This is a genomic window from Jannaschia halovivens, from assembly GCF_046452375.1.
GTDB lineage: Bacteria > Pseudomonadota > Alphaproteobacteria > Rhodobacterales > Rhodobacteraceae > Jannaschia > Jannaschia halovivens.
The window spans coordinates 1563903-1586914 of sequence record NZ_JBKFDJ010000001.1 but is presented as its reverse complement, the minus strand read 5'-3'; the positions used below and the strand labels follow the sequence as shown (position 1 = coordinate 1586914).

The 23012-nt window shown below is 70.1% G+C and carries 7 protein-coding genes; 5 read left to right on the top strand and 2 right to left on the bottom strand.

Annotated elements, in window-relative coordinates; all coding sequences use genetic code 11:
• Positions 1 to 11 precede the first annotated feature (11 nt).
• Positions 12 to 1703 (bottom strand): hypothetical protein, encoded by a 1692-nt coding sequence (locus tag ACK8OR_RS07940; protein ID WP_410188876.1) that lies wholly within the window; start codon positions 1701 to 1703, stop codon positions 12 to 14.
• Positions 1704 to 1955: 252 nt separating this feature from the next.
• Between ACK8OR_RS07940 and ACK8OR_RS07935 the strand changes: the two genes are divergently transcribed.
• The 3 genes from ACK8OR_RS07935 to ACK8OR_RS07925 are packed head-to-tail and all read left to right on the top strand — an operon-like array spanning position 1956 to position 19824.
• Complete coding sequence (locus ACK8OR_RS07935) at positions 1956 to 3485, top strand: ShlB/FhaC/HecB family hemolysin secretion/activation protein (RefSeq protein WP_410188875.1); 1530 nt, start codon at positions 1956 to 1958, stop codon at positions 3483 to 3485.
• Between the two features lie 22 nt (positions 3486 to 3507).
• Positions 3508 to 4065: an invasion associated locus B family protein gene (locus ACK8OR_RS07930; RefSeq protein WP_410188874.1), complete on the top strand. Its 558-nt coding sequence runs from the start codon at positions 3508 to 3510 to the stop codon at positions 4063 to 4065.
• Entirely contained in the window at positions 4066 to 19824 is a 15759-nt protein-coding gene (locus tag ACK8OR_RS07925; protein WP_410188873.1) for a beta strand repeat-containing protein, read from the top strand. It abuts the gene before it with no gap.
• 8 nt (positions 19825 to 19832) lie between these two features.
• On the opposite strand, the gene bhcR is transcribed toward ACK8OR_RS07925, so the two are convergent.
• Positions 19833 to 20678 (bottom strand): HTH-type transcriptional regulator BhcR, encoded by an 846-nt coding sequence (bhcR, locus tag ACK8OR_RS07920; protein WP_410188872.1) that lies wholly within the window; start codon positions 20676 to 20678, stop codon positions 19833 to 19835.
• A gap of 161 nt (positions 20679 to 20839) precedes the next feature.
• Between bhcR and bhcA the strand changes: the two genes are divergently transcribed.
• Both bhcA and bhcB read left to right on the top strand, forming a co-directional pair.
• Entirely contained in the window at positions 20840 to 22030 is a 1191-nt protein-coding gene (bhcA, locus tag ACK8OR_RS07915; protein ID WP_410188871.1) for an L-aspartate--glyoxylate aminotransferase BhcA, read from the top strand.
• Positions 22027 to 23010, top strand: a complete 984-nt coding sequence (gene bhcB / locus ACK8OR_RS07910; RefSeq protein WP_410188870.1) for a beta-hydroxyaspartate dehydratase BhcB — start codon at positions 22027 to 22029, stop codon at positions 23008 to 23010. Before bhcA ends, bhcB begins: the two co-directional genes overlap by 4 nt.
• Positions 23011 to 23012: the final 2 nt, after the last annotated feature.

The window sequence follows — 23012 nt, the reverse complement described above, 5'->3', positions numbered from 1 at the left end:
CATGCGCGTCCTCAGGCGTGGGGGGCATCCCCCACGGCGAGGTCCAGCACCCTGTCGATATGCGAAAAGCAGAGCTGTCCGCCCCCGTCCTCGGGCACGAGTGTCATGCACTGGCCGTTGTCGCGCGCGAATTCCGCGACGCTGTCGAAGGGCACGTTGGGGTCGTCCCTTCCGTGATAGAGCGTGATCGGCATTTCGAGCGCGCCGAGATCGGTCGTCCACGCGGCGAAGCCCGATACGATGTCGTTCACGCCCGCATCGAGGCCCTGCCGCACCACGTCGGCCACGCCGTTCAGGATCGAGGCGGCCACGTCGGGGTCGCCCAGCGCGGCCCGATCGCTGGGCGAATGGTCGTACATCTTCTGAAGGAAGCTGACCGTGTCCGAGCGGCGCAGCAGCTTCTCGCCCGCCGCGAGGATCATGCGCGCGACGGGGTAGGACACGAAGGACGCGCTCATCAGCGTGGTCGTCCAGCGCGATGCGGCGCGCTTGCCCGCGATGTACCGGCGCGGCACGAGCCCGTTGACCACCGTGCCGCGCGCGATCCGATCCGGCAGTCGGAGGGCAAGTTCGTAGAAGCTCTGGGAGGCCGATGCACGGGCCAGTACGGCGCAGCGCTCGATTTCGAGGCCGTCGAGGAGGGCACGGACGTCGCTTGCGAAACAGGCGTTCCAATCCTCGGCGGCGCGCGGCCGGTCGGTGCCGCCGAAACCCGGCCGCCACGGGCTGACGAGGCAGATGCCACGCGTGCGGAGCCTGCGGGCGATCGCGGGCGTCACCCCCGGCCCGAACAGGCTGAAGAGGTTGAGGACGGGTCGCCCGCCCGGATCGCCGTCGATCCGCACCTCCAGCTGCCGCCCGCCGGGGCGGGGCAGCCGCAGGGGGATGTCCGCCGCATCGATACGCGCCGGGGCGGCGGCACGACCCTCGAAGGACCGGACCGCGCCCTGCATCAGCGACAGGCTGGTGGCGAGCTGCACGAGGTCCACCTGAGTCGCGCAATCGGTCTTTTCCAGCACGGCCTGGAACTGGTTGCGGATCGTGGCGTAGGAGCGGTCCCGCTGATCGGCGATCTGGCGCAGGCTCTGGCCCCTCACGAAGGCGATGGCGATGGCGGTTTCGGTCTCGCTCAGGCCGAAGGCTTCGGTGATCAGGGCGAAGGCTTCGTCGGGGACCGGTGGCGGCGACAGGATCATGAGCCAGCGCGGATCGGTGCCCGCCGCCACCGGCTGCGGCGACAGGAAAACGGTTCGCACGCCGCTATCGCCGCCGGTCGCGCTGCGCGTGTGGATCTGCGCGATCTGGTGGCTGCGCGAAGCATCGGCCTCGGGGCTCAGCGACAGCGCCTTGAACACGCGGGTGCCGACCGGCTCGATCCCGCAATCGGCGAGGGTCCGGCCGACCGTCAGCCCGTCATGCCTCTCGGCCGCGGCATTGGCCTCGCAGATCAGGCCCGAGGCGGTGATGATCGCGGCCCCGATCCGCGAACTGTCGAGCATGTCGGACGCGCCACCCGCGCGGCGGTGCAGCTCGCCCGGCGACAGGAAGGCCCAGAGCATCTCCTGCGCGCGGTCCGCGAGATCAGGGCTGCCGCCGGGCGTCATGTCGACATCCTCGAAGTCCCGGATCGTCCGCTCCAGACGCGACAGGCTCTCGTCGTAGGAGGCGAGGGCACCGCTCAGATCTTGTGGCGCGTGGGGCATGGGGGCGAACGGCTCCGGACCGGCATGTTGCCGTTAGGGCATACTCCGATGGGAACGGGCGCCGATAGGGGCGCCTTGGTGCAATTGCATCACAACTTTGCCCCCCTTTCCACGATACATAGCGGCCCTGAAGGAAACCCGTTTGTTGCGAGTGACTTGGGGAGGTCACGCCGCAAGCGTCTGACGGTGGTACGGAGAAGAAGCGACGTGCGACGGCTCAATCGGCTGCGTGTTCGGGCTCGTTCGGCCCGCTTGGCGATCACGTTTGCGTGGGGCGTCGGGCTGTTGCTGTTCCTCAATCCCGCGATGGCCGTCGCGCAGACCTTCCAGCTCTCGGGCGTGATCTTCCCGCCGTCGGACTACCTCGCCGAGGACGAGTTGCAGGCCGCCGTCGCGCCCTATCTCGACCGCGATATCGTGTTCGCCGATGTCGAGAGGATGCTCGACGCGGTGCAGGCGCTCTATCTCAAGCGCGGCATCGTCACCGCCCGTGCCATCATCGAGCCGCAGGACGTCGTCGACGGCCGTCTGCGCCTGACGCTGGTCGAAGCGTCCATCGACACGGTCAGGGTCGAGGGCGCGGAGCAGACCCGCCCGGAATTCGTCCTCGACCGGCTATCCACCGAAGTGGGCGCCAAACCCGATTTCGACACGCTCGCGCGCGACCTGCGCCTGTTCGACATCGCCTACGACATCCGGCCGCGGCTGACCTTTGCACCGGGACTGACCACGGGCACGGCATCGGCGGTCGTCACCATCGAGGAGCCGGCGCGCTGGAGCTGGATCGCGTCCTACGACAACTTCGCGGTCGAGGATCTGGGGCGGAACCAGCTGTCGCTGACCGGCACCGTCCGCAGCCTGACCGGGATGCGCGATACCCTGACCGCGCGGCTGGCCGCGACGGCCGGAAGCGAGGCGCTGTCGGTGTTCTACAAGCGGCCCGTCGGCCTGCGCGGCGGGAGCGTCAATCTCGCCGCATCGGTCTCGCATACGGAGGTCGTCCGGGGCGAGTTCAGCATCCTCGACGTTCAGACCGACGAGGCGAGCCTGTCGATCGGCTATGCCCAGCCGTTCCGCATCGGGCGCGACCGCTACTGGACGTGGCAGGCGGCGGTGAACGTCGAGACGTCGGAATCCGCTCTGGCGGGCACGCCCCTGCAGGCGGGCGAACTGGTCGAGCTGGATCTCGGCATCGGGTACCGGCGACAAGGCGCGGCCTCGGCTTGGTCGCTGTCGGTCGGCGTGAAGCTGGGCGAGGTCGATACCGGCAGCGCCAGCCTGACCGACGGACCCTTCGCGCTTCTCTACGGCGACCTGAGCTATGCCCGCCGGGTGTCGTCCCGCTACGTGTTCGACGCGGATGTCGACTGGCAGATCGCCGAGGGACAGAACCTCTCGGTCAAGCGGCGCATCGCGGCGGGCGGTTCGGCCTCGCTGCGCGGCTACCCGAAGGACATCCGCAGCGGCGACAGCGGCGCGGTCGCGCGCCTGCAACTGGCCTGTCCCGCCCCGTGCTTCGCGGAAACGGACGAGGCGCCGTCGATCCTCGACACGGCCAGCCTCTCGCCCTTCGCCTTCGTCGACATGGCCCTGATCCGGCCCTTCGCGGCGCCGGGGGGCACGGCGGATCGCAACGACTTCCTCGCCTCCGCCGGGGTCGGCGCACGGCTCGGGTCGGGCAAGGTCGGCCTCCTGGGGTATGTGGGCGTCCCGCTGGTCCAGGCGACCGGCCTCACCGATATGAACCCGCGCCTCTATCTGGGCGCGGATTATGCCTTCTGAACATGCAATGGACGGAGTTCCCATGACACAGCGGACAAGCCGGATCGCGGCGCTCGCACTTGCCACGACCCTCCTCGCCACGCCCCTCGCCGCGCAGGATGCGACGGCTGAGGGCGCGGCCCCCGACGGCCCGGCCGAGGTGGCCAACAACACGCTGTTCGGCGACTGGCTCGTGACCTGCGAGGCAGTGACCGTGGCACGCAATGTCTGCCGCCTCGTGCAGGAACAAAAGCTGCGGCAGGGCGACGCGCTGGTCGCCCGGTTGATCGCCTTCCCGACCGAGGATGGGGGCGCCGTCCTCCTCGCGCAGGTGCCGATCGGCGTCTACCTGCCCGGCGGCGCGGTCTTCCGCCCCGAGGACGATGCCGAGGCGGATCAGATCGAAATGGTCTGGCAGCGCTGCCTCGGCGATGTCTGTGAAGCGGCCCAGGCGCTGGATGCAGCGGCGCTGGAGGCGCTGGACGCGTCGGGTGCGATCCTCTTCGGGTACCGCGCGGACGTGAATTCGAACCCCATCGTCACGCGGGTCGACATGACCGACTTCAAGACCGGCCTCGATGCCTTGCGCGTCCCGGAGTAGATGACGGCCCGCCCGACATATCGTATCCGGATCGCGTCGCTGGCGCGCGGGCTGACAGGTCTCCTGTCCAGCTCGGCGATTGTCGTGTCCTCCATCCTGCCTGCCTGGGCGCAGGTCGAACTGACCGAAGGCGCGGGCGGTGCCGGCACGAGCCTGACCGACACCACCATATCGGTCGATGCCACCGATCCCACCATCAGCACGATCACGACGGGCTCCATCTCGAACAACGTCGCCCTGAACGCCTTCCGGCGCTTCGATATCGGGGCGGGCGAGACGGTCAACCTCGTGCAGCCGGACGGGACCGTCGCGCTGGTCAACGTTGTCAACGACGCCTCGGGGGCGGCCAGCCGGATCGACGGCACGCTCAATACCTCGAAGGCGGGCGACGCGGCGGGCGTGAACTCCAGCCGGGTCTTCATGCTCGACCACAATGGCTTCGTCGTCGGCGGCACGGGCCGGATCAATGCCAACACGCTGATCATGTCGACGGCGACGGCGGCGTTCGGGGCGGATGTGCTCTCGGGCAGCAGCGATGCGATGGACACGCTGATGGCCGGGGAGGAGCCGCTGGCCGATGCCGACATCACCTTCGCGCCGGGCTCCATCGTCAACGTCACGGCGCTGGAGCTGAATGTCGGCGCGGCGCTGGTCCTGAACGGGTCGGTCACGGTCGACGCCCCGGACCAGGAGGGCAGCTCGGTCCCCGTCGCAGTGAATACCAGCGGCATCCCGCAGGCCACCGGCGCGCGGGTCGAGGGCGGGGTCATCCGCTTCGGCGCGGGCAGCGCGTCGGTCGGCGGCACCATCCGGGCGGCGCGCGGCGGGCGCGGCGGACAGATCAACGGCGCGGTCACCTCGTCGCTGGCGATCCGGTCGGGCGCGGTGCTCGACGTGTCGGGTATGGCACTCGACGGCGGCACGATCCTCTTCGGCGGCGCCGAGGACGGCGATTTCGTGGGCGCGCCCGACAGCGTGCTGACATTCGAGGCGGGCAGCACGGTCGACGCGGCCTCGGCGGGCGGCTCGGGCGGGTTTCTCTATGTCAGCGGGGCATCGGTCCGCTTCGGCGCGACGATGGATCTCGGCCCCGCGGGGGGCGCGCTGCTCGACGGGCGCGACATCGCATTCGCGGGAACGACGACGACCGGCGGCGGCGACCTGGCCGCGTTGGCGCGCGGCGCGATCGCCGTGGAGGCCAACGCCCGGATCGACACGACCTCCGCCATGGCAGGCGGTGATCTCTCGCTGATCGCGCCCTCCATCGACGTGGCGGCCGGCGCGGCCCTCGACGCGGATGTGGCGGGCACGGATGCCGGCGGCCTGATCGCGATTCTGGCCGACCAGACCAGGGCCGAGATCGGCCTGCCCGTCGCGGAGACCGGCGCGACCGCCACCATCGCGGTGACCGGCGCTACGCTGACCGGTGGGGCGATCGTGGTCTCCGCGCTGGCGGCAAGCAGCAACAGCATCGACGACGCCACCGCCGCCGCGGTGCAGGGGCAGATCGACCAGTCCGAGGAGGATGACGGCGCCATCACCGCGGCATTCGCCCTGCTTTCGGACGGGTTCGACGCCCTCGCCCGCACGGGCGCGGATGCGTTCGGTCAACTGGCGCCGCTCCAGATCCGCGATCTCGACGCGAACGCGACCATCGCGATAACCAACTCGACCCTCACCGCGCGCGGCAACTGGTCCGGGGCCGGGCTCGCGGCGATGGCGCCCGATGCGGTCGAGGGCGATATCGCCGACAATGGCGTCCTGCGCGCCGATGGTATGCAGACGCGTGGCTACACCGCGCTTGCCGGCGATCCGCTGTCGGCGTTGACGCGGCTGCCCAACGGGTTCGATCCGCGGACCCAGTCGCTCTACGTGCACGCCAATGCCGAGGTGAACGTCGCAATCGACCCGCTGGCCCTCGTCCTGAGTGCGGCAACGTCGGTCACCGATGTCACGGCCACTGTCCGGATCGACGACAGCGCGCTCACCGCAATCTCGGGCGACATCGCGCTGACCAGCAGCGTGAGCGAGGCGGTCGATATCGAATTGGTGACCGCCGGCCTGGGCGGGTTCGCGGCCTCGACGGTCGTGAACACGCAGAACAGCCACAACCAGCTTCTGGTGCGCGGCGGCTCGATCACGGCGCGCGACGGCAATCTGCGCGCCGCGGCCTTGACGGGGAAATCGCGCGAGATCACCAATCGCGTCGGCGCGGGCAATGGCGGCCAGGGCGCGGTCGCGGTCACCGTCTCGCTGGGGTCGAGCTTCACCGAGGCCGCCATCGGTGGCCAGATCGCCGCCCGCGATATGTCCCTGATGGCCGAGACGATCCGCTTTGAGACCGCCAGCGAAACCGTCAGCACGCTGGGCGGGCCCGACACGGCGGGATCGCTGGCGACCACGTCGCCGGCGGCGGCCGCCGGGCAGGTCGCGGCCATCGCCGTGCGGTCGCGCCTGCAGGGCGAGGGCAGCGACGAGGATGCGACGAAGAACAAGCTCGCCACCAGCCTCGCCTTCGACATCCAGATCGACACCGCCCAGACCTTCGCCACGCTGGGCGGCAGCTATCGCGACCCGTCGGGCAGCGGCGCGGACGTGACGCTGGCCGCGCCGACCGTCGACCTGAGCGGTGCGCTGACGCTCGCCGCGACCGAGCGGTTCGGACGTTTCGACGAGGGCGGCGCAGCGCTCAACCGGACCGTCCGGGCGCAGACGCAGGACGTCAGCAGCTTCATCTCCCGCCTGCCGGGCCTCGGGCGCGGGCCGGAGCAGGGGACGGACACGGTGCTCGTCAGCGCCTTCTCGATGTCCCAGATGGCCGGCCAAGTCCGGGCCGAGATCGGCACCGATGCGACGGTCACGGCCGCCGACGTGACGGTCGACGCGGTGACGCAATACCAGACGACCGAGCAGCTGACCAATTTCCGGCAGCGCTGGGCCGTCTTCATGGACGAGCTTTCGACCATCGATCCGGGCTTCGTGACCGGTGGGACCGGCGACCTGCCCGATCTCGACGACGCGACGGACGGTCTCGTGTTCGCGACGACCTCCACCGGCTCGAAATCGGTGCAGGCGGCGTCGGCGCGCAACGACCAGAGCTACGCCATGGGCGCGAATATCAACGTCTTCGAAACGGACAATTCCACCGTGGCCCGGATCGCCGACGGCGCTCGCGTCACGACCGCCAGTGACGTCACCGTCCGCGCGCGGCAGGAGGCGGTGTTCACGCACATGTCCGCCGCGTCCGAAGGGGGCTCGAAGCTGGCGCCCTCGGGCACCGCGTCGAACCTGATCGGGGCGACCGTCTCGGTGCCGCGAATGCTCAGCTCCGTGCTGGCCGAGGTCGGCTCGGGCACGGTCATCACGGCGCGCGACCTCAACATCCTCGCCGAGACGGACGTGATCCAGATCGGCGTGGCGCGCGCGGGCGGATCGGCGGCGAAGGCCTCGATCAACGGCTCGGTGGCGGCGAACCTCTTCGAGACGACGACCGTCGCGCGCCTGGGTGAGACGGCCCGCGTGACGGCGCGCGAGGATATCCGCATCGAGGCCATCGACCGCAGCATGCTGCTGTCGCTCGCGGGCACCAAGAGCGGCAGCGGCAGCATCGCGTTCGGGGCGTCCGGCGTGGCCAACCTCGTGCGGCGCGACACGCGGGCCGAGATCGGTCGCAGCGACAGCGCCGCGTTGCAGGCAGCCACCGTCGACAGCGTGATCTCGGCCCGCTCGCTCAGCCTTCGGGCGGGCAATACGGGCCTCGTCTTCGGCAGCGCGCTGGCCGGATCGAAGGTCGCAGGGTCGGCGGCCGGATCGGCGGCCGAGGGGGCCGAGGACAACGACCAGGAACTGGCGGTGCCGACCGCCTTCCTAGATGCCGACGACGCCGCGGCGATCGAGGCGCAGGCCGACAACCAGACCGCGCCCGATGCGGGCGGCGCCACGGGATCGGCGGGCTGGGCGGTGTCGGGCGCGGTGGTGCTCAACCTTTTCGGCACGAACGACGCGCTGACGAGTATCACCACGGCCTCGCGCATCGAACTGACCGAGGATCTGGCGCTTCTGGCGGACAATACGGCGCTCGATATCGGCCTTGCGGGCAGCGTGGCCTATGGGTTGGGGCTGGATCTCGGGGCCAGCGCGCTTGCGGGGGCCGTCGCCGTCAAGACCGATGAACGCGACACGCGCGTAGAGCTGCGCGGCGTGACGATCGACGGCCGTCGCGTCGATGCCGAGGCCCGGGACGCGGCCCGCAGCGTCAACGTCGCGGTGGGTGGCGCGGGTGGAAAGAACGCGCTCGTGACGCTGGCCGGATCGGTCACGACGAATTTCGAGGGCGGCGAGACGCGCGTGGGCCTGACCGATGCGGTCGTGACGACGCAGACGACGACCTCGGTGCTCGCGGCGAACACGGGCCAGCAATTCGGCGTCGCCGGCGCGGTGTCCTACGGCGCGGGCGGCATGACCAGCGCCGGTCTCGGCGTGGCGGTGAACGTATCGAACCGCGATGCGCTGCTGGACGCGACGCGGGCGCGGCTGACGGGCGGTGCGCTCTCGCTCCGGTCGCTGACCGAGCTGGAGGTCTACGGCGTCGCGGCGGCGGCGGGCCTGGGCAAGCTGTCGCTGGCGGGCGCTGCGGTGGTCAACACCGTGAATGGCCGCGCAGAGACGCGCCTGACTGAAACGGACGCGGACGGCCCCGCCATCGCCATCGCGTCCGAGGCCGGCAATGCGCTCTGGGCCTATGGCGGCGCGCTCTCGGTCGGATCGACCAAGGCCCTCGGCATGGCGATCACGACGAATATCCAGAACGGGGGCGCACAGACGATCCTGCGCCGGTCGCAGGTCACGGGCGGCGGCGTGGAGATCGGGTCGCTGGGCGCGGCCGCGCTGACCGCGCGCGCGCTGGGCGTCAGCAAGTCGGGCACGGGCGCGGCGGGCCTCGCCATCGCGGTGAACCGGACGGGCATGGACGTGCTGACCGATCTCGACGGCAGCCGCATCGTTACGAGCGGCAACCTCGCCGCACGCTCGGCGGCCCGAGTCACGGCCTCGGGCCTCGCGCTTTCGGCGGCGATCGGGGGCACGGCGGGCATCAACGGCACGGCGACCTATAACGACGTCGCCAACACGGTCGCCACGCGGGTGCGCGACAGCACCGGCATCGGCGCGCCTCTCCTGATGGCGCGGGGCAGCCTCGCGCTTCTCTCCGAGGCCGAGACGGGGATCACGCTTCTGGGCGGCGGCGATTCAATCCCGAATGCGAACGGCACTCTCAGCGGTGGCGGCACCGCCGGAATCGGCGCGTCCATCACCATCAACAGGACCCACAACAGCGTCACGACCGAAATCACGGATGCCGCGGTGGTACAGGCATTCGGCCTGGCGGCGCACGACCTCGGGGCGCGGCTGGGCGTGCGCCGGGGTGCCACCTTCGACGCCTTCGCCGACACTGAGGTCGAGGCGCTGGCGGTCAGTGCGGCAGCGGCAGGCAACGCGGCGCTGACGGGGATCTTCGTCTACAACACCCTGTCGGACGACGCGCTGGTCACGTTGGGCGACGGGCGGGACGTCCAGCTGAACCTGCTCGCCACGCTCGATGCCGCCGGGGCCTCGGAGCTCGGCGGCACGCTCGACATTCTCGGCGCACTGGGCGTTGCGGCAGGCGGCACACTGGCCACCGACGCGGCGCAGGCGACGCGGGTGGCCGCACGCGTGTCCAACGCCGCCGACACCTTCGCCGTCGCGGCCGCCGTGTCCGGGGGGGCATCGGTCGGGGCATCGGGTACGGGCACGCTGATCGACAGCACAGCGACCGTGCGCGTGAACACCGCACGCATCGGCGCATCGTCGGCCGTGGACGTGAATGCCGACGTGTCGTCGCGGCTTTCGGTGATGTCCTTCGGGGCCGCCGGGGGCAAGGCCGCGGGCGCGGCAAGCGTGGCCTACAGCGCCATCCGCAGCGCCGCGCTGATCGACCTGGCGGGCGCGCGGATCACGTCGCGCGGCACAGCGGCGGTGACGGCGACGACCGCCTCGGACATCACGGGGCTGGCGGGCAATGTCGCCGGCGGCGGTGGGGCTGGCGCGGGGAGCGTGCTGGTCAACGTGCTCGCCGCCTCCGCCGAGGTCCGCAGCCGGGGCACCACGGAGCTGCGCTACAACCTGCGCGACGTCGTCGGGCCGGACGGCATCCTCGGCGACATCCGACCGACCTACATCCCCGGCGTGATCGCCGCCGAAGGGGATGTCGAGATCGCCGCGACGGTCGAGAACGTCGTCACCAACACCGCGATCTCGGGTGCCGCGGGCGGTGGCTTCGTCGCGTTCAGCAGCGCCATCGACCTGGTGGAGAGCCGCGCGCTGGTCGATCTGGGCGACGCGCAGACCGTGACCGGCTCCGACGTGTCCATCGCCGCGACCGAACAGACGCGTCTGACGAATGATGTGGGTGTCCTCGCTGCGGGCGGTGCGGGCGCGGGCGGATCGCTGGAATACGTGGATTTCGCCGGGAATGCGTCGGTCCTGATCGGGGACGAGGCCCGGCTGACCGCCCGCGGCAGCCTTGACATCGACGCCACCGCCGACCGCCAGGTGACAGGGCAGGTCGGCATGGCCAGCGTCGGCGGCGGCACCCTGACGGCGGCGATCTCGATCCTGAATGTCGGCGGCCTCGCGACCGAGGCGAGCGGCGAGGGCGCGGCACTGGTCGGCGCGGCAACCGGTGCGTTGGCGGATGATCCGACATCGGGTGGCGGCGCCGGATCGCTGGGCGGGATGTCCACGCGCGCAGGCGCTGACGGTGCGGCCTCCGGTGTCGAGGCCGATCAGGCCACGCTCGCCATTGGGACGAGCGGGCGGACCGACAATGTCGGCGTGACCATCGGCGCGAACGCGATACTCACGGCCACGGACCGGATCGATATCGCCGCGAACATCGCCAACGGCCTGTCCCAGCGCGTGGGCGTCGTGTCGGCGTCGGCGGCCAGCCTTTCGGCGGCGGTCGGCGTCACGCAGCTGTCGTCGACGGCGACGGTCGCGGTCGGCACAGGCTCGGAAATCCTTTCGGATGGGGCGATCGCGATTGCCAGCACCAGTGGTTCGCGGCCCGGCGTGAACACGGTCGATGCGACGGTCTTCGCCGCCGCCGCATCGGCGTTCGGCAATGTGGGCGCGGGCCTCGTTGTGGTCGATGTCGCGACCCGGACCGGCGTCGATATCGCCGACGGGGTCCGGATCGGGAACACGGCCCCCACCGATTATGGCGCGGCGATCACGACGAGCGATCCCGCCGCGGCCCTTCAATCCTCGGTCGCGATCACCAGTCGCCGGGCCGACACCGTCGCGGCCGAGGTCACGAGCATCGGCCTCTCGGCGACCGCGTCGATCGGCGCGGCCATCGCCACCGCGAATAACCGGGGCACCTCCGGCATCGAGATCGGGCGCGGCTCAGGTCCCGAAGCGGTGATCAACAGCGGCGCAGTCACCCTTGCCGCGGACGATGACAGCCGGGTGTCGGCCACGACGCAAAGCGCGCAGGGCGGGACGCTCGCGGGTATGAGCGGCGCGATCTCGACCGCCGAGGCGCGGGGGGCCACGCGGATCGCCCTGACGCGGGCCACCATCGACGCCCGGACGCTCGATCTGCGCAACACCAGTGCGGCGCGCAGCATTGCCACGGCGCGGGGCCTGTCGCTCGGGGCGCTGGCCGTCGGGGTGACGACTGCCGAGGCCCGCGGCGACGCGGTTCTGACGACGACACTGAGCGGCGTCCGGATCGCCGCCGTCGATGTCGAGATCCTGACGGAACTGTCGAATGCGCGCGGCACCAACGTCGTGGCGGATGCGACGGCGGGCGCGGGCGGGATCGTCGCGGGCGGCGGCGCGGTGGCGCGGGCGCTGTCGAACTACACCGCGCGCACGCGGGTCGAGGACGGGGACGATCCGGATCGCCGGACCGCGATCCTCGGGGTGGACCGCGTGCTGATCGAGACGCGCGCCGCGGGCTATGGCAGCCAGGCCACCGCGTCGGGCATCACGGCCGGCGCGCTGGCCATCGGTGTCGTCATCGCCGAAGCGGGCCAGAAGGGCGACGGGCGCCGAGGCCGCGTCCTGACCGAGATCGACAGCGGCGCCATCAGCACGTTCGGCACGCTTTACGTCGCAAGCGACAATCGCCAGGCCGTGACGGTCGACGTGACCTCCGGGTCGGGCGGTCTGGCCGCGGGGGCGGGGGCCGAGGCACGTACCCATGTCGATACCGAGACGCGCACCACCGTCGGCGCGACCCGCGCGGGTGCCGCAGGCCGCGTGGTCCTGACGGCGGGCAACCCGCTCGACCCCGAATCCACGCGGCTCAACGGCGGCCTGAGCGTCCGTGCCTCCGAGGACGTCTCGCTCCAGAGCCAGCTCGACAACACCAGTGCGGCGCTGCTGGGCGTGTCGGGCGCGGTCGCGACCAGCCGCATCGCGAGCGATGTCGACGTGCTGATCGGCGGGCGCACCGAAGCCTATGCGAATGCCTTCACCATCGCCGCGACCTCCAAGCTGACCCGGCCCACGGGCCCCTACAACATCAAGTCGGCCTCGGGCGGCGGGATCGCGCTGGCGGCCATCTCGTCGGATATCGACGCGGGCTTCGCGACCGACGTGACCGTCGAGGACGCCGCGCTGATGGTGCAGATCGGCGACCCGAACCGCGCGCGGTCCTTCTTCATCGGGTCCGAGACGACGCTGTCGATCAAGGACAAGCTGATCCTCGACGCGGGCGGTGCGCTGGCCTCGCCGATCGGGCGCAGCGATGTCGACGTCACACAGGTCGGGCGCGTCGAGATCGGGGCGGCCCGGCTGATCGCGTCGGGCGACCTCGAAATCTATGCCGGCGGCTCCTCGGACATTCGCGCCGAGGCGCATTCGACCTCCTACGGACTGGCGGGCACGGCATCTGCTTCGACCTACGCGACGCTCAATGCGATCAACCAAGTGAATATCCGGCCCGGTGCGGATCTCCTGTCCTACAGCGACATCGTGCTCCGCGCGGGCTACGGGCGCAGCGGCGCGCAGGAGATCGACGTCAACGCCGAGGCGCGGTCCTTCAACCGGACCGCCATCCCGATCAATATCGACCCGATCGCGGACGCTACGGCCAACCTCGCCTCCGAGGTGAATATCGGGGCCGCGGCCCGCGTCATCGCCTATCAGGACATCACGATCGACGCGACGGCGGGCGAGCGGAACGTCGTCGGCTACGGCCTCGGCAAGGATTTCTACCGCGAGCTCATCTCGGATGCGGCGTCGCTGGCGGGCGTCTCGCTCGTCCTCGATATCAAGCGCGGGACAAGCACCGATACCGGCCGCGGTACCGCGACGGTCGATGGCGAGGTCCGCGCCGGGGCCTTTGCCCGCCGCATCCTCGCGCTGAACGAGGCGGACGTGCTCGACAACAGCCAGGTCGAGACGAGCCTCGACAGCGGCATCTTCGAACGCGACGCCGACGCGCCGGACCCGAGCCTCTACCGGGTCGAGCGGGATGTCGATCTGGGTGCCCTCTATACAAGACGGATCGCGGAGCTTCAGGATCTCATCGACGACCCCGCGACCTCCGCCGCCGACGCCGCGCGCTATACCGCGAGCCAGGCCGTGCTGCTCACCCGCCGCGCCGAGCTGGCGGGCCAGACGTCCAGCGTCATCACCGTCGATTACCTGCGCGCCTCCGAAGGCAGTGTCCGGATCACCGGCGACTTCCTGACCGGAGGTGCGACCGGATCGCTCTACGCGGCGGGCGAGGCGGATATCCGCATCCAGTCCACCTCGGGCGCGCAGCTCAACGTCAGCGGGCTCGAGATCACGGATGTCGAAGGCGGCGAGATCACCTTCAACCAGGCCAACATCGCAGCAGGCTCGCCGCTCTACGATTTCGACGTCGGCTATGGCCGCCTCGTGGATGGGGCCAACACCATCGCGGTCCTGACCTACGAGCCGTCGACGGGGTCGCCGGGGCCGGCGGCGGTGGGCAATGTGGACGTACTGGGACAGCTCGCCAATTACGCGGGCGACGTCATCATCAACACCGAGCTGGGGTCGATCAACCAGGGCGCCCCGATCACCGCCGAGGACGTGACCCTGACCGCGCCTTTCGGCTCGATCAACGTCGACCCGATCCCCGGCGTGGACAACAAGGGCGGCGCGCCGACGGTCACCTACCGCAACCTCGTGAACGGCGCCGAGAGCTATTCCGACTTCCTCTACGACACCTTCGTCGTGGGCTTCGGACGCAACGTGTCGCGTTACGATCGCACGGCGACGATCCCGGTCGCGAGCTTCTACACGCTTCCGCCCCTCGGCTTCATCTCGGCGGGGCGGGACCTGACGCTTCTGGCCGAGTACACCAATATCAACACCCTGATCCGGGCGGGGACGGGCGCCTATGTCGTCGATATCGGCGCCGGGATCGACACGGTCGTGGCGAACCTGCGCGCACAGGGCGGCACCGGGCGCGTCCGCCTCGACAGCGCTACCTCCGAGTTCCGGCCCGGTGTCGTTCGGACGGACCAGATCTCGTCGAACACCAACGCGCGGATCTTCTACAACTACGAAACCGACCAGATCGAGATCGAGGACATGCGCGTCCGGGGCGGCGCCATCTACATCACGTCGAGCGTCGTCTCGACCGGCTCAGGCGTGCTCGAGGCGGTGGACGGCTACGGCTCGCTCACGCTGACATCGGATGCGATGACGGATGTCGTGCTGCATTCCGTTGATCTCGGCGGATCGGCCAACGGCACCGCGCTGGCCGGGCTCGTGCGGATCACCGACCTCTCGAAGCTGTCGAACCTGACGGTCGATGGTCGCCGCCAGTTCCTGACGACCGATTACCGCAGCGTCGGCGGCGCGATCAGCGTCTACGACAACATCCTCGCGGCCGACGGCAGCGGGGGTCTGGAGGAATACACCGACCCCGCGACGCAGAACAAGTTGCTGCGCCCGGCGCGGGAGATCACGGCCTCGAAGATCGGCGCGGGCGGCACGCTGTTCTACGATCCGACGCGCGGGCAGGACTACGTCGCGATCACCGAGGAGACCTATCTCGTCCGCATGGACCAGTACGACGTCGCCATCGTGACCGGCAGCTGGACCCCGTCGCGCCAACTGGCGCTGAGCGCGTGGTATCGCAAGGCGCTCGTGCCGGAGTCCGATGCGGGGATCGTCGCGGGCACCTCGCGGGATCTCGCGTCGGCGCAGTTCGACGCGCCGCAGATCGCCCCATCGGTCGGAAACTACGCCTACCGCTACGACTACACGCGCCAGAACACACGGTTGGCGCCGGGCGCGCGATCCTACCAGGTGACGCTTGCGAATGGCCGGCGCGAGACCATCCAGATCGACCCGAGCCTCTACGCCGAGATCGACGCCAGCCGCGACCTCCCTGTCACGCCGGTCAACAAGTCGGGGCCGTCGGCCGGCTTCACGCGCGACCTCAACATCTATCCCGGCGACCAGAGCTACTATGCGCTGCTCTACGATATCGACCCGACCCTCCGCGCCGTGGAGGACGAGCTCAACGGCCGCCACAAGATCATCGACCGCCGCTCGGCGCTGTTCTTCGAGACCGAGCGCCACGAGCATCGCTTCAAGGCGGATTACGAAATCGCGGTGCGGTTCTCCGGGTCGCAGGTCGCCGATACGTCGATCACGACGCGCGGCAACGTCATCCTGTCCGAAGACGTCAGCAACCGGTTCTCCGATACCGCGATCACGTCGCGGGCCGGGTCCATCCTGACGGCACAGCCGGGCGTTGATTTGAAGGTCGGGAACCTGTCGCTCAGCGCGGGGTCCGGTCGGATCGGCGGCGTGCGCGGGGCGATGCGGCTCGACCTGACCGAAGGCGCGACGCTCAACGCGTCGGCGGCGAACGGCATCGACCTCTTCCAGACGACGGGCGACCTGCGGGTCGGCACCATTTCGACGACGGCGCGCGGGGCCGCGCCCTTCGGGGCGCAGGTCGGGGCCATCACGCTCGAGGCGCAGGGCAGCATCCTGCAAGCCGACACCACCACGGCGCGCATCTCGGGCTCGGACATAAGTCTGACCGCGCGCTCCGGCAGCATCGCCCGTGCGGGTGCGACGGGCCCGGAGGCCTTGCGCATCGACACCGAGGAGGGACGCCTCGACGCCACCGCGCAGGGCGACGTGTCGATCCGCGACGCGGCGGGCGATCTGGGCCTCGGCGAGGTCGCATCGATCACCGGGGCGGTCACGCTGGACGCGGCAGGGGGTCGCCTCCTCGACCGCAACAATGTCGAGCAGCGCGACACCCGCACGCTGGCGCAGCTCAACGATCTCTGGTCGCAGGAATTGGGCCTGACCGCCGGGACGGCGGCGTTCGATGCCCGCCGGACGGCCCAGATCGACGCGCTGGAACAGGCAAACACCGCGGCCTACCGCGCCTATTGGGCCCGTCGCACCGCCGCCGGCGGCGCCGGCGACCTGACCTTCGCGCTCGATGCCTCGGTCGAGGCGCAGATGCGCGCTGGCACCCAGGGCGATGCCGCCGTCGACGCCTATATCGCGGGCCAGCAGGACCTCTACGACCAATGGAATGCGGACGCGGCGTTCGATGCGTCGTACCGATACGCGGCCAGCGCGACCGAGATCGCGGGCGTCACCGGGGGCAACGCTTGGACGATCGCCGACCTGACCAGCAGCATCCGCCGCGGCCTCGTGCTCGAGACGGGCGACACCAAGGTTCGGATCGAGACGCCCAACGTCACCGCACCCGGCGACATCGTGCTGACCGCACGGGACGGCGTGGGCGAGATCCGCGATCCTTACGTGATCGTGAAACCCGTCGCGGGCGCGTCGCTGACCGAGGCCGATATCGCCGCGCTGGCCGTGGCCGACAAGGAAGACCTGGGCGAGGATGCCGCCGGGAACACGACCATCCGCCAGGAAGAGGACGTGAACTTCGCCTTCGTCGCGGACCCGACCGGCGCGATCACCGGCACGCTGACGGCCGAGAGCGTGGCCAACGAAATCTACCTCGCCGCCGAGACGGCAGCCCGCATCGCGTCGATCCGGGGCGAGGCCGCGGTCGAGTTGCGGATCAGCGGGACCATGACGCAGACCGGCGCGGTTCCGATCTCGGTGATCGGGCGGAACGTCGTCCTCGAATCCGGGCTTGACGCCGGGATCGGCAGCGCCAGCGACCCCCTGAGCGTCGGTGTCCTCGCGGGGGGCGGGCTGACGGTCCGGGCAGGCACCGACATTTTCATGCGCGCGCCCGCCACGGCCGGGCTTTCGGGGGACATCCCGATCGCCTCGGCTTTCGCGGGCGGTGTGCTGGACCTTCGGGCCGACGGCGCGGTCACGTCCAGCGGCACGGGTGCGGACGACCGGATCATCGCCTCGGATATCGTGATTGCCGCGGCCTCCATCGGCACGGCGGCGTCGCCGCTGGGCCTGCGCCTCGCCGACGGGTCGACCGGACAGGTCGACCTGCTGTCGCGGACGGGCGGGATCGACGTGTTCTCGACCGCCGACCTCGTGCTCGGGCGCTTCGACAGTGCCGCGGGCGGCGGGCTGGCGCTGCGGCGCGGGGCCGATGTGGCGCTGCGCGGGGCGGATGTGATCCGGTTCGCGGCGACCGATGACCTCGTGCTGGACGTCGATGGCGACCTCGACGTCACGGCGGCCACCGGCGTCGCGGTCGCAGGCGGCGGGCTGACGCTGCAGAGCGGCGGCACGGTCGGCGGCGCGGCCCTGCCGCTGACGACCGAGGTCGCTCGCCTGTCCTACGGCCCGACCGTGACCGCACCCGCGGATCGCGCGCTGGGGCTCTACCTCTCGAACACGGGCCACCTCGCCATCGGCAGCTTCGCCTCCACCGATGTGGCGGCGTCCGAGGCGGTCCTCTCGACCACCGGCACCCTCTCGGCCACGCGGATCGAGAGCGGCGGGCGCGTCGCGCTGTCGAGCGGCGGGGCGATGATCCTGGATCGCGCCAGTGTCGCGCGGATCGACCTTCAGACGACGGATGGGGACGTCGACGTCACACTGGCCGACCGGGACGTCACCGTCGAACGGATCGCGCTGGGGGGCACGGGTTCGGCGCTAGACTTGGCCGTCACAGCCGGCGACGCCCATGTCGCGGCGGGCGGGATCGCGGCGGATGGCGCCATCGCCCTCGTCGCCGACCAGGACGTCACGATGGCAGAGGGCGCGTCGATCTCCGCTGCCACCGGCCCGGTCTCGGCCCGGGTGACCGGCGACCTGACGGTCGGGCGGATCGCCACGGGCAACGCGTCGACCGACGCACTACGCCTCACGGTCGGCGGCACGCTGCGGCCCGCCGGGACGGGCGCGACGGCCCCGGCGCTCGTCGCCAACGCAGCGGGTGCGGTGACGACGCTGCGGCTCGGCGCCAGTGCCGCGACCGGTGCGTCGGGGCTGGCCGTCGCACTCGACACGCTCGACGCGGAGGTCACGGCGGGCGATCTGCATCTCTACGAGGCCGACGCCATCACCCTGCGTAACCTGCGGACACCGGGCGGCCAGGTCGATCTCTTCGCGGATGGGACCGTCACGGTCGAGGCGATTACCGCCGCCGACGGCATCACGCTTGCGGCGGGCGGCGACCTGGTCGGCGACACCGCCGTGATGGACGCGCCGCGCACCGCGCTCTTTGCCTTCGGGGGCTCGTTCACCGACGGGGCTGACGGCGCGTTCCGGGGCGATGTCACGACGGGTGGCGACCTGACACTCTATGCCCGCGATCACGTCCGTTATGTCGAAGCGGCCGGACCGCTCGACGCGCGCTACGCGGTGGCCCAGACCGGCGATCTGGAACTGACGACCGCTGACGCCAACGCACCGCTGTCGGTCGGCCTGCCGGGCGCGGGCGGGACGCTGACCCTTTCGACCGCGGGCGACATGACCATCGATATCCTCGGGACGGGAACGCTGGACCTGATCGACGAGGATGCGCTCGCCCTCGTCTACCGGGGGCCGAACCCCTATGGCACCATCGAGATCCCGGCGCCCGAACGGCTGCACCTGATGGCGCGCGGGCCGGGTGCGACGCTGACGCTGGGCCGCGCGCATATCAAGGGCGAGGCCGATCTGCAGGCCGACGCGATCCGCGCGCGGATAGTGGACGAGACGCCCGAGGACGGCGTCGATCTGCGCCTGTCGGGCGTCGGAGGCGTGGCCGCCACCCGCGTCGATCTCGACGTCATCGCGACCGGTCCGGGCGCGCGGCAGGGCGCGGCCACGGTGTCCTTCGGTCGCTTCGGCACCGGAACGATCACGACGACGGGTCCGTCCATCGCGGCCGAGGATGTCGTCATCGGCACCGAGGCGTGGTTCCGCCAAAACGGGTTCGACCTTTTCGCCAAGACGCGCTTCGACGGGATCGTCCCCGCTGCCGATGCACAGCTTCTGGCGCTCGAGGATGTGGGCGGGATCCGCGTGCCGGGCCGCGTGACGTTCACGCTGGAGGAGGGACGGCGCCTCGAGAGCGAGACGCTCGTGGTCAACCGCAGGCTCGAGGATGTCGCCGTCGACACCGCGCGCTCCTATCGCGGCAACGTGCTCTCCGAGCTCGTGCAGACGACCGGCGCCGACAACCGCGCATCGACCGCGCGGGACGGGACGAGCACCCGGATGCTGCCCCTGAACTTCGATCTGCGGTTCCTTGGCCAGCCTCAGGGCACGGCGCGCGACGACGCGGTCCTGCGCCTGCCGCTGGTCATCGCGCGGAACTGAGCGGCGCGTCAGTCGTCCGGCTGCGACGGCCCTCGCGCGCCGAGCCGTTGTGACAAAGTCTCGGCGGCGGCGGTGACGTGGGCGGCGAACTCGGCGATCCGGTCCGTCGCAACCCGGCTGGTCGGCCCGGAGACGGAGATCCCCGCGATCACGTCACCATGCAGGTTGCGCACCGGGGCCGCGATGCAGCGCATCCCCTCGTTCCGCTCTTCGTCATCGACGGCATGGCCCTGCCCGGCGATCCGCGCCAGCTCTGCCCCGAGCGCCTCTGCGTCCGAGATGGTCTGCGCGGTATAGCGGGGTAAAGGATCGGGCAGGATGGCATCGCGCCGCGCCTCCGGCATTGCGGCCAGCAGGACCTTTCCGATGCCGGACGCATGCAGATTCGCGCGGGTGCCCGGCGGAAAGAACGCCCGGATCGGAGCATGGGTCTCGATCTGGCTGACGAAGAGGACGCTGTCATTCGAGCGAATGCCGAGATTGGCCGTCTCGCCCGTGGCCTCCATCAACTCGCGAAGCGGGGCCTGCGCGCGCTCGATGAGCGAGGTGCGCCGCAGGAAGGTCGAGCCGATCTGGAACGCGCCCGGCCCGACATGCCAGGTCTGGTCCGACGCATCGAGCTCGACGATCTCGTGGGCCTGCAAGGTCACCAGCACGCGGTAGGCGCTGGCCGTGGGGTCGCCCGTCGCCTGCGCGATATTCGAGAGCGTGGCGTCCTGCATCTTGGACAGCGTGCGCAGCAGACGCATCGCACGATCGACGGCCTTGATCGTGTTCTGGTCGGTGCGATCGTTGAAGGCCCGGGGCCGTCCTCGTGGCCGGGGGCTGCGATCTTCGCTGTCGGGAGAGGTCATGATTCTGCTCATTCCTTGCGCATGGCGCGATCTGAAAAATGCAACGCACTGATAAACAATCGGTATATCTCTCATCGTGAAAATGAAAATGTTTTTTAAAAAACTTTGAGTCGCGCGGGGCTTGGCGTAGAGAGGCCGGACGTCGCTCATCGGAGATCATCATGAACCCCCAGAATCCCGTCTTCATTCCCGGTCCGACGAACATGCCCGAGGCGGTCCGGCTGGCCTGTCACATGCCGACGATGGACCACCGGTCCCCGGCCTTCGCGGACATCCTGCATCCCTGCCTGGACGGCGTCCGGCATGTGCTGAAATCCGAGAGCGCCGAAATCTTCATCTTCCCATCCACCGGCACCGGCGGCTGGGAGGCGGCGCTGTCGAACACGCTGTCGCCCGGCGACACGGTGCTCGCGGCGCGCAACGGCGTCTTCAGCCATCGCTGGATCGACATGTGCCAGCGGCACGGGCTGGACGTGCAGGTGGTCGAGGTGCCCTGGGGCCGTGGGATCGACGTTGCCGCCTACGAGGAGGCGCTGCGCGCCGATACCGGCCACAGCATCAAGGCCGTCCTCGCCACGCATAACGAGACGGCGACCGGCGTGAAGTCGGATATCGCGGGGGTGCGGCGCGCGCTGGATGCGGCGGGTCACCCGGCGCTCCTGCTGGTGGACGGCGTCAGCTCGATCGGGTCGATGGATTTCCGCTTCGACGAGTGGGGCGTGGATGTCGCCGTCACCGGCTCGCAGAAGGGGTTCATGCTGCCCGCCGGGCTCGCCATCCTCGGGATCAGCGAGAAGGCCGTCCGGGCGGGTGCGACCGCGACGCTGCCGCGCACCTATTTCGACACGGCCGACATGTCGAAGGGCTATGCCGCGAACGCGTTCCCCTACACGCCACCGGTGGGCCTGATGAACGGGCTGAAGATGTCCTGCGGCCTTTTGCTGGACGAGGGGCTGGAGAACGTCTTCGCGCGTCATCACCGCATGGCCGAAGGTGTGCGCCGCGCCGTCGACGCCTGGGGTCTGGAGCTCTGTGCGGAGACGCCCGAGGTCTATTCCGACAGCGTCTCGGCCATTCGGACGCCTGCGGGCTTCGATGCCACGGATATCGTGACCGTGGCCGCGCGGGACTATGACATGGCGTTCGGCGTTGGGCTGGGCGAGGTCGCGGGAAAGGTCTTCCGCATCGGCCATCTCGGGGCGCTGACGGACGCGATGATGCTGTCCGGCCTCGGCGTGGCCGAGATGGTGATGGTCGATCTCGGGCTCGACGTGACGCTCGGGTCGGGGGTCGCGGCGGCGCAGGACTACTATCGGCATGGCAATGCCCAGCAGAAGGCGGCAGCGGAATGAAGGACGTCAACGGACTGGATATTCCGACCTTCGACGATGTCGTCGAAGCCCATGCGCGGATCGCGCCCCACATCCACCGGACCCCGGTGCTGACCTCGTCGTTTCTCGACGACATGGCCGGCTGCAAGATGTTCTTCAAATGCGAGAACTTCCAGAAGGCCGGGGCCTTCAAGGTTCGCGGCGCATCGAACGCGGTGTTCGGCCTGAGCGACGAGATGGCGGCCAGGGGCGTGGCGACCCATTCGTCGGGCAACCACGCGCTTTCTCTGAGCTATGCGGCGGGGCGGCGGGGCATTCCGTGCCACGTCGTGATGCCGCGCACCGCACCGCAGGCCAAGAAGGACGCCGTGCGCGGCTATGGCGGGATCATCACCGAATGCGAACCCTCGACCACCTCGCGCGAAGAGGTGTTCGCCAAGGTGCAGGCGGAGACGGGCGCGGATTTCGTGCATCCCTACAACGATCCGCGCGTGATCGCCGGACAGGGAACCTGCAGTCGCGAATTCATGGAGCAGATGGAGGACCATGGCGATCCCGTCGACATGATGGTCGCGCCGATTGGCGGGGGCGGCATGATCTCGGGCACCTGCCTGACGCTCAGCCACCTCGCACCCGGCGTCGAGATCATCGCGGCCGAGCCCGAAAAGGCGGATGACGCCGCGCGCAGCTTCAGGGCCGGTCATATCATCGCCGACGACGCACCCGTCACGGTCGCCGACGGCCTGAAGGTGCCCCTGAAGGAGCGGACGTGGCACTTCGTGTCGAACCACGTCACCGACATCCTGACCGCGTCCGAGCAGGAGATCGTCGACGCGATGCGTCTGACCTGGGCGCGGATGAAGATCGTGATCGAGCCCAGCTGCGCCGTGCCGCTGGCGGTCATTCTGAAGAACCGGGACGTCTTCGCGGGCAAGCGCGTCGGCGTCGTCATCACCGGCGGAAACGTCGATCTGGACAAATTGCCCTGGATGCAGGGCTGAGG

What these genes read in the sequence shown, in the direction of transcription:
- ACK8OR_RS07940 (WP_410188876.1), bottom strand. Translation starts at nt 1,703, where the DNA reads ATGCCCCACGCGCCACAAGATCTGAGCGGTGCCCTCGCCTCCTACGAC.
- ACK8OR_RS07930 (WP_410188874.1), top strand. Translation starts at nt 3,508, where the DNA reads ATGACACAGCGGACAAGCCGGATCGCGGCGCTCGCACTTGCCACGACC.
- ACK8OR_RS07925 (WP_410188873.1), top strand. Translation starts at nt 4,066, where the DNA reads ATGACGGCCCGCCCGACATATCGTATCCGGATCGCGTCGCTGGCGCGC.
- bhcR (WP_410188872.1), bottom strand. Translation starts at nt 20,678, where the DNA reads ATGACCTCTCCCGACAGCGAAGATCGCAGCCCCCGGCCACGAGGACGG.
- bhcA (WP_410188871.1), top strand. Translation starts at nt 20,840, where the DNA reads ATGAACCCCCAGAATCCCGTCTTCATTCCCGGTCCGACGAACATGCCC.
- bhcB (WP_410188870.1), top strand. Translation starts at nt 22,027, where the DNA reads ATGAAGGACGTCAACGGACTGGATATTCCGACCTTCGACGATGTCGTC.